General features: G+C 52.2%; 8 protein-coding genes and 1 rRNA gene. 1 reads left to right on the top strand and 8 read right to left on the bottom strand.

Annotation, left to right across the window (positions count from 1 at the left end; all coding sequences use genetic code 11):
- Positions 1 to 200: ribosomal RNA gene (locus R2I50_RS09525) — 16S ribosomal RNA — on the bottom strand; the annotation flags it as partial.
- Positions 201 to 769: 569 nt separating this feature from the next.
- Here R2I50_RS09525 and R2I50_RS09530 point away from each other — a divergent pair.
- Positions 770 to 1,384, top strand: a complete 615-nt coding sequence (locus R2I50_RS09530) for a cytidylate kinase-like family protein (protein ID WP_316608911.1) — start codon at positions 770 to 772, stop codon at positions 1,382 to 1,384.
- Positions 1,385 to 1,477: 93 nt separating this feature from the next.
- On the opposite strand, the gene R2I50_RS09535 is transcribed toward R2I50_RS09530, so the two are convergent.
- The 7 genes from R2I50_RS09535 to R2I50_RS09565 all read right to left on the bottom strand — a co-directional run bounded on the left by R2I50_RS09535 (position 1,478) and on the right by R2I50_RS09565 (position 8,340).
- Positions 1,478 to 1,861: an MmcQ/YjbR family DNA-binding protein gene (locus R2I50_RS09535; protein ID WP_316608912.1), complete on the bottom strand. Its 384-nt coding sequence runs from the start codon at positions 1,859 to 1,861 to the stop codon at positions 1,478 to 1,480.
- Positions 1,858 to 2,406, bottom strand: coding sequence for a phosphatase PAP2 family protein (locus tag R2I50_RS09540; protein ID WP_316608913.1), 549 nt, complete (start codon positions 2,404 to 2,406; stop codon positions 1,858 to 1,860). The genes R2I50_RS09535 and R2I50_RS09540 overlap by 4 nt, the downstream gene beginning before the upstream one ends.
- A 22-nt stretch (positions 2,407 to 2,428) precedes the next feature.
- Positions 2,429 to 3,790: a sodium-dependent transporter gene (locus tag R2I50_RS09545; RefSeq protein WP_316608914.1), complete on the bottom strand. Its 1,362-nt coding sequence runs from the start codon at positions 3,788 to 3,790 to the stop codon at positions 2,429 to 2,431.
- Between the two features lie 16 nt (positions 3,791 to 3,806).
- Positions 3,807 to 5,399 carry an Mbeg1-like protein gene (locus R2I50_RS09550; protein ID WP_316608915.1) on the bottom strand — a complete coding sequence of 531 codons (1,593 nt, stop codon included), beginning with the start codon at positions 5,397 to 5,399 and terminating at the stop codon, positions 3,807 to 3,809.
- Positions 5,396 to 6,559: an ATP-binding protein gene (locus tag R2I50_RS09555; RefSeq protein WP_316608916.1), complete on the bottom strand. Its 1,164-nt coding sequence runs from the start codon at positions 6,557 to 6,559 to the stop codon at positions 5,396 to 5,398. Before R2I50_RS09555 ends, R2I50_RS09550 begins: the two co-directional genes overlap by 4 nt.
- A 225-nt stretch (positions 6,560 to 6,784) precedes the next feature.
- Entirely contained in the window at positions 6,785 to 7,714 is a 930-nt protein-coding gene (locus tag R2I50_RS09560; RefSeq protein WP_316608917.1) for a serine aminopeptidase domain-containing protein, read from the bottom strand.
- Positions 7,715 to 7,752: 38 nt separating this feature from the next.
- Complete coding sequence (locus R2I50_RS09565) at positions 7,753 to 8,340, bottom strand: TMEM175 family protein (protein ID WP_316608918.1); 588 nt, start codon at positions 8,338 to 8,340, stop codon at positions 7,753 to 7,755.
- Positions 8,341 to 8,510: the final 170 nt, after the last annotated feature.

Here is an 8,510-nt window from a genome sequence, read left to right on the forward strand (position 1 = left end):
GCGGTATTAGCGCTCTTTTCAGGGCGTTATTCCCCACTGAGAGGCAGGTTACTCACGCGTTACTCACCCGTCCGCCACTAAGTTAAGCAAGGAAATCCATCAGCAAGCTGACATCAAACCAGCGCTTAACTCCGTTCGACTTGCATGTGTTAAGCACGCCGCCAGCGTTCGTCCTGAGCCAGGATCAAACTCTCTAAAAATGGTATCTCAAATCCTTAAGGACTTAAAATCATTCTCAGAGCCAATCTGCTCAAAATTTCGCTTTCGCGTTTTGAATAATCTGTTTTCCAGATTACCTTAGATGTAATTACATCTGTAATTTCTTGAGTACTCTCTGAGGTCTCCCTCAGATGCTCTCAAAGTAATTACGGGTTATCTTCTTCGTTGTTTAATTTTCAAGGTCCTTTTTGCTGATTTCAGATTGATTACAGGGCTGTAATCTCTCGCACTCAGCGTAAGTCATATTATATTCGATTCATGCTCATTTGTCAAGGACTTTTTTCAAAATTTTTCAAAAAAATTTGAAAACCGATTCTTATATAAATGAGCTCAAAAAATCGCCTATCCATCAAGCCTTCGCAAAAGGTCAGAAAACAGCTTGATTTCTAAGCGGTTCCGAATCGCTTCATAACTGACGCGAGTTATGTTATACCATATTTCGACATAAAGGTCAAGGGTTAATTCAAAAAGTTACAAACCTGTAATTTACTTTTCGCTATTTTGTGGTATTATAATATGTGTAACACAGGATATTGATGCGAGGTATATTATGGAAAGATATATTATTACGATCGGCAGACAATTCGGAAGCGGTGGCCGTTCCATCGGTGAAAAGCTGGCTCATAAGCTCGGCGTCAACTTTTATGATAAGGAGCTGATTTCCATTGCCGCCAAGGACAGCGGGATGGATCCCGAGGTATTTGAGGGCGTTGACGAGAAAGCGGCGAACAGCCTGCTCTATTCCCTCTCGATGGGCATGTACAGCTTCGGCAGCGGATTCCCCGCGATGGGCGACCTTCCCGTTAACGATAAGCTCTATCTGCTTCAGCATAAAATCATCAAAGAGATCGCCGCGCGTGAGAACTGTGTGATCGTCGGCAGATGTGCTGACTACGTTCTCAAAGGCAACCCCAACTGTGTGAACATCTTCATCTACGCTGATATGGAATTCCGTAAGGATCAAAGTATTCGTAAGCACGGGATCGACGCCGCGAAGGCGGAGCATATCATCAATAAGACCGATAAAAACCGCGCCAACTACTACAGCTTCTACTCAGGTCAGAAATGGGGTATGACGGAGAACTATGACCTATGCATCGACTCCTCCAAGCTCAGCGAGGAAAAGATCGTCGACCTTCTCGTTGATTATATCAAGGCGAGATAATCTGCTCTCATCCGAATATCCCGTTTAATCAAAAATCAGTATTATATATAAGCTCAAACGACCGTCACAATGCGTGGCGGTCGTTTTCATATCCTATTCGTTCTTCTTTTTCGACTTTATCATCGTCAGCTCGAAGCTCATATCCAACAACGGCGTAATATCCGCTATCGGTACGGTACCGTCGAGCAGAATCGTCAGCCAGCCGTCATGGTTCATGTGATACGCGGGAAAATAGCCCTCCTGCAATCGCAGAGAACCGCTGAGGAGCGGATCACACTTGATGTTCAGGATATCGACACGCTCTTCACCCGAAAGTCCAAGACGATAACGCGGCACATCCATGATCAACGCGAACCACTTGCGCGTGTCGGGATGGCGCAAAACGGGATAATCGGGAGCCGTCGGAAAGGGATAGTCCGGCTCGACTCCATAGTTCAAGCGGGCGTAATCAAAGATCGCCTGTACCAAACTACTCACGCGTGTTTTCTCTCCCTGAGCTTACGGACGCCGTCCTCGCACTTGGGGAAGATCAGATAATGTACCATGACCGCGAAAATGATACCGATCACCAGTCCGGCAAGGACATCGGTAGGATAATGCACGCAGTTATACAGACGAGAGAACGCTACGAGCGTCGCGATCACCAGAGCAACGATACCCGTCTTCTTATGCTCGAGAAAGATAGCGGTCGCCGCGGCGAACACGTTGACGGAATGACCCGAGGGGAAGGACGAGTCATGCGGCTTCTTCACCAGCGCTTCGATGAAGGTATAGGCGTCATAGGGACGCACACGTCCGACGAGGTTCTTGAGGATCAGGTTTGCGAAGATATAGGCAAGCGCCATCGCCAACAAAACCTGAATACCGGTGCGGCGGGTCTTGGCAAAGATCAGCAGCACCAATCCCAGACAGATACAAAAGATTCCGTGATCGCCCAGCATCGACAACAGTTCCATCACCTTGTCCATGAACGGCGAGCGTAGCGCTCCCAGCGAGCGCAGAAATTCAGCTTCCCAAGGCATAGTAAATCCTCCTTATAATAGATTATGACTGCGGGATAAGACCCGCGATAAATATGATCAACACCAGTACAGGCAACCCGAAGCGGAAATAGTACTTCATCCATGTCGGGATCTTCAATCCCTTGCCGGTATTCGCTTCCGCCTGAAACTTCTCGAAGCCCCAGCCGAAGCGCGTCACGCAGAAGAAGGTGAACACCAGCGCACCGATCGGCAGCAGAAGATTACTGACGACAAAGTCCTCGGAATCGAGGATATCACGGCCGCCGATCAGGTGGACAGAGCTGAGCAGGTTATAGCCCAGCGCACAGGGCACACCGGTGATCAACAGGACAAAGAAGCTGATCACAGAGCTCTTCACCCGGCTCCAGCCGAAGTTATCCATACCCGCGGCGATGATGTTCTCGAACACGGCGATGACCGTAGACAGGCTCGCGAAGGTCATAAAGACAAAGAACAGCGAACCCCACAGTCTGCCGAGAGGCATGTGGATAAATACCTGCGGCAGGGTGACGAAGATCAGCGAGGGACCTGCGGTAGGTTCAACATTATAGGAGAAGCACGCGGGGAAGATGATCAGACCCGACATGATCGCGACAAAGGTATCCAACGCACAAATGCGCAGCGACTCGCCGCCGAGGGTATGATCCTTGCTCATATAGCTGCCGAAGATCTCCATCGACGCAACGCCCAGAGAAAGCGTGAAAAAGCTCTGATTCATCGCGGCGGTGATCACATGGCCGATACCGACGTCCTTCGCACGCGAAAAGCTCGGAAGCAGATAGAACGATACGCCCTCGCCCGCTCCCTTGAGGGTCAGGCTGTGGACAGCAAGCACGACGAGCAGTCCCAGCAGGCACAGCATCATCACCTTGCTGATCTTTTCGATACCGTTCTGCAAGCCGAAGCTGCATACAAGCACGCCGATCAGAACTGTAATACCCATAAATCCGAGCATCTCGGCAGGAGAGCCGAGCATATTTTCAAACACGCCGCCGACTCCCTCAGAGGTCACGCCGTCAAAGGCGCCTGTCGTAAACTTCACGGCGTAGTTGAGCATCCAGCCCGACACGGTGGTGTAGTACATCATCAGCATCAGACAGCCGAGGATACACACCCAGCCGTGCAGATGCCACTTGCTGCCCTTAGGCTCGAGCTCCTTGTAGCCCTGCACGGCGCTCTTGCGGCTGCCGCGTCCTACAGCGAGCTCCATGGTGAGTACGGGAGCACCCATTATCACTAAAAACAACAGGTAGAACAGGACGAACAGTCCGCCGCCGTTCTGACCCGTTACATACGGAAACTTCCAGACGTTGCCGATACCGATCGCACAGCCGGCGCTGACCAGAATAAACCCTAACCTTGATTTGAACCCTTCTCTTTTCATTTTTCCTTAACCTTTGCTATTGTTTATTGCCGCTGTGGTGACGGCTGTATTTTCTGTTCGCCTTGAGCAGGGTAGCGATCACGGTACAAATGCCGTCGATCACCATTACCGCGCCCAGCGCGAGCATGAACCACTTGAGCGTTTCGACCGGTGCCGCCATGATGAACACACCACAGCCCATATACAAAACGGCTTTCACGATATTTCTGAACCAAAGAAAATCCCGCTTGCGGCCGGACTTTACCTTCAGCAGACTTTTATATGCCGACAGCAGAAGCCATCCGCCGATGATCGCGCTGCCGACGATGAACACCGCCTGCGGTTTCACGAGCGTGACGACAAAGACCGTCGCGCAAGCGAGCAGGATATAAACCCGCGTTCGCTCGTGCGCGAAGTTCCAGCGACTCTGCCGCAGCTTCTTGATCGTGTACCAGAGCTGGAAGGCGACCGTTCCGCCAAGCAGTACCGCTACAACGATCCAGAACGTCTGGCGCGGCACAAGCACCATCAACAGTCCGAGCAGGGTCAGTATGATCCCTTCGACCAGTTCGTCTGCGTCGAGAAAGCGCCTGAGTCTGCCGCTGAAAAGGCGATCGAAAAAATCGCCGAACAGCACCTTGCCGGGGAGCTTTGCGGCGGTGATGACCGCATCCGACTCCACGACGTTCTTCACGACTTCCTCCACATCGTCGATACCCTCGCTGAACATCTGAGTATAGTATTCGGCGCCGCGTTCCTCAAAGGTATCGAAGATCGCGCCGACAAGCTTCTCCCGTTCCTCGGGGGAGATATCACCGATCCACTGCTCCGCGACATCGTTGATCCACGAGCTGGCCTCGTCGAAATCATTAACAATATCGAGAGCGCCGTGATCGACGCCCCAGCTGATGATATCATGCTGCACGATACCCTTGAAGGAGCTCGACACGATCTTAACGTCGGGGATATCGTGTGCGAAGATACGCCCGAAGATACAGTACTGCGGCAGGATGACGGTCGTGCGGTTCCTGATCCGACCGATCAGGCTGACGTCGTCGACTTCGGGACACAGCCCGGGACCGTCGTTATTATATATATGAGTGATCTTACCGAGCTTATCATCGTCGAGATGACAGGCGGCATACAGCGCCAGATGACCGCCCTTGCTGTGACCGCCGACGAAATACTCGCGCTCATCCCGTATGACGCGGTTAAGATAACTGAGCGCCAGTTCCTGTCCGTAAGTACGGCGATAGCTCATGATGAAATCCTCCCGCCAGCCGACCAGCGTATTGTCGGTACCGCGAAAGGCGATATAGTAAACATTATCGCAGAGATGGAACTGCATCGCCGCGAACTGGGTATCGGTCTCGCTGTCGAACACCTCGGTAAAATCCGAGACAAGCAGCGTTCCGAAGCGGCGGGAATCATACACTGCCTTATAAAAACCGCTGTCGGCATTTCCCTGCAGGCAACGGCGCAGAGAAGCCGCCTTACCCTCGGCTTTTTTTAACAAATCGAAATGGTAGTAGGTCAAGGTCGACAGCACGAGATTATCGACGTCGTTGAACGGCATATCGTAGAACGACAGATCGGCATACCACCTGACGTAATCGGTCAGCGAGCTCATTCCTTACCTCCGTCGTCCTGTCCGTAAGCTTCCAAAAAACTGTGTTTGACGCCGTTCTTCTTATACGCGATCACGGTATCCACATTGACGTTATGCATACTGTTGAAGATATTTGCCTCCACATGAGGATTGGTCTTTTTCAGTTCACGGATGAGGAGCTTAGTATCGAGGCGCTTCGAGAGATTCGCGCCGTCGGACATACCCCTGCTGCTCTCATCGGTAAAGCGGCAGGCGCACTGGATGAAGTGGAGCCCGAGATGATCGCGCCACGCCTTGATATCCGCCTCACGCACATAGTACAGCGGTCGGATCAGCTCCATCCCCTCGAAGTTGGTCGAGCGGAGCTTGGGCATCATCGTCTGTATCTGACCGCCCCACAGCATACCCATGAGGATCGTCTCGATCACATCGTCATAGTGGTGACCCAGCGCGATCTTGTTACAGCCGAGATCACGAGCCTGCTTATACAGATGACCGCGCCTCATGCGCGCGCAGAGATAGCAGGGCGACTTGTCGATCTTATAGACCGCGTCGAAGATACGCGTCTCGAAGATCGTGACGGGGATCCCCAGCGCCTTCGCGTTATTCTCGATCATCATGCGATTAAGCGCGTTATAGCCGGGATCCATGACGAGAAAGACGAGCTCGAAGGGGAATTTGTCATGCCGCTTGAGCTCCTGAAAGAGCTTTGCCATCAGCATGCTGTCCTTGCCGCCCGAGATACAGACGGCGATCCTGTCGCTGGGGCGGATCATATCGAACTCGACGATCGCTTTTGTAAAGGGTTGGAACAGCTTCTCCTTGAAGCGCCGCTTACCGGTGATGCTCCGCTGAGCTTCAAGGGAACGGTCGGCGCCGTCGACGTTTTCTCTCAGCCATCCTTCGTAGCCGTCGATCAGATACCACGCGTTGATCCCGCGACGACAAAGCGACCCGGCAAGCTTCTTCGATATATCGCCGTGCATACAGAAAAGGATCGGCATGCGGTCAAGAGGGAGCTCTCCCCTCTCGGCAACATTGAGCACATCGGGGAGATTGACCGCGCCCTGTATCGTGCCGTAAGAAAAAGAGGCGGGATGGCGCACGTCGATCAGCGTGTAGCTGTCGGCGGACAGCTGATTCAGCTCCCGCGCCGAAATGCCGTGATCCTCAGTCGTCATTATTCTCCCTCCTCACCTTATCATTTATCATCGATCAGAAATTGTATCGCGCTGACGTTCGGTTCAAAGCCGCGATCTCACCCGCTCCCGCGGAAGCTCCCTTTACCAAAGGGAGCCATGACACACACTTCTATTAGATTACTCCAAAGTACGACAATAGTCAACATTTTTTACACTATATAAAGGAAAAAGCCCCGTCGAGCGAGGCTTTCAGACTATTATCGATCAGGTATTCTCAAACAGATATTCCAGTCCGTACTTTACGGCAAGGTTAAAGTATTCGCCGCTGAAGCCGTGACCCGAGCCCTCGATCATGATGAAATCGCAGTGCGGAAAGCTGTGAGACGCCTCCTCGATCATCTGCGGATGAACCAGCGCGTCCTCCGAGCCCTGCAGAATCAGCACATTCTTGTCAAACTCGCCGAGACGGCTGACGACGTCCACGCCGAAGAGATCGACCGCGAACTTTTTTCCCAGCGTATAATCGTCGCCGAACGAAAGCGATTCGGGCACATCCTCGGGCGAATTGAACCATGAGGCGATATTCTGCGGCATATACAGTGCCGGATAATGCAGGATCATGCCGTGTACGGTATCGATATTGTCGAGACCCACCATCGTCGCGACCAGGCCGCCCTGGCTTCCGCCCTCGAGGAACACATACGCGGGATCGACAAAGTCCCACGTCAGCGCCGTATCGAGGATCGCCTGCAGGTCAGCCGCCTCGGTCACGGGCGACATCTGCAGCGGATCGCCGTCGCTCTTATTCTCATTCGACGGCTTACTGCCGCCGGGGAAGTCAAAGGTATAGGAAGCGAAACCGTGCTCCGCGTAGCGCTTGCAGAAGCCCTCCCCCGCCTCGTGGTTGGAGCCCATACCGTGGGCATGAATAATCAGCGGGAAGCGCGCCGCTCCCTCGATCTTCGGGATAAACGCCTTGCCGTAGATACGGTTACCGTTATTTTCACACCACAGCTCGCGGGTCTCGTACTCATAGGTCGTATCCATATCGCGTTTGACGGCGGTCTGCCCCTGCGTTTCCGGTGAGGTCTCAGCGGCGGTCGGAGAAACCGCCTCTCCCGTTTTCACACCGCCCGAGCACGCGCTCAGCACCAGAACGGCGCCTATCAAAATCAAACATAACCGTTTTTTCATAGTCACCTTACTCCTGTATTATGACTTCTTCTACTATATTATGACTTTTTCTTATCATAGAACCGCTCGAACGGAAAGATCATCCACAGCATCGCCAGAAAGACGGAGTAGATCATCGCGGGCGGATAAACAAACAGCGCAACGTAAATACCGATGATCTTGATGATGATATCGGGGATATAGCGGATCTTCAACAGCCATTTATGCCTTTCGGAGTCACACTCCTCGATATCGTAGTGACAGCGGTACAGCGCGAAAGACAGGATCATATTCACAAAGGTCACCAACAGCACCGACACGCCGTACAGTCCCTGGGCGAGGCGGTTCATCGGGTCGAGCGCGACGACACTCATGCTGTAGGGGATCCAAGAGGTCACGAAGAGTAGGATGATCCCCAGCCAGACGATCTTATTATTGATGACGCGGATGTGATGCCACTCGTTATGCAGACCGATCCACATCGTACCCAGCCAGAAGAAGGAGAGGATATAGGTCACATAGGTATTGCCGAGCGCCAGCACACCGTCGAGCGTAACGGGATCGGGCTTCGGGAGCTCGAGCACCAATATCGTCATGATGATCGCCAGCACCGCGTCCATAAACGCCGCTAATCTGTCTTTACTCATATTATCACCCCAAGCAATCTATATTCATAAATATACCATATAATCATTTTTTACGCAAGAAAAACCATAATAAATATGTTGGTTTGTCAATGATGTGTTACACAAATTCAAGAAAAGATGACCTCGCTGGTATTGAGGAAATGGTAAAGGAACTCGCGAGGGGATTTCCA

It is taken from the genome of uncultured Ruminococcus sp., assembly GCA_902785355.1.
Classification (GTDB): Bacteria; Bacillota; Clostridia; order Oscillospirales; family Acutalibacteraceae; genus Ruminococcoides.

Excerpts from the sequence above, each read along its gene's own strand:
- R2I50_RS09530 (WP_316608911.1), top strand. The coding sequence starts at position 770 with ATGGAAAGATATATTATTACGATCGGCAGACAATTCGGAAGCGGTGGC.
- R2I50_RS09540 (WP_316608913.1), bottom strand. The coding sequence starts at position 2,406 with ATGCCTTGGGAAGCTGAATTTCTGCGCTCGCTGGGAGCGCTACGCTCG.
- R2I50_RS09545 (WP_316608914.1), bottom strand. The coding sequence starts at position 3,790 with ATGAAAAGAGAAGGGTTCAAATCAAGGTTAGGGTTTATTCTGGTCAGC.
- R2I50_RS09550 (WP_316608915.1), bottom strand. The coding sequence starts at position 5,399 with ATGAGCTCGCTGACCGATTACGTCAGGTGGTATGCCGATCTGTCGTTC.
- R2I50_RS09555 (WP_316608916.1), bottom strand. The coding sequence starts at position 6,559 with ATGACGACTGAGGATCACGGCATTTCGGCGCGGGAGCTGAATCAGCTG.
- R2I50_RS09560 (WP_316608917.1), bottom strand. The coding sequence starts at position 7,714 with ATGAAAAAACGGTTATGTTTGATTTTGATAGGCGCCGTTCTGGTGCTG.
- R2I50_RS09565 (WP_316608918.1), bottom strand. The coding sequence starts at position 8,340 with ATGAGTAAAGACAGATTAGCGGCGTTTATGGACGCGGTGCTGGCGATC.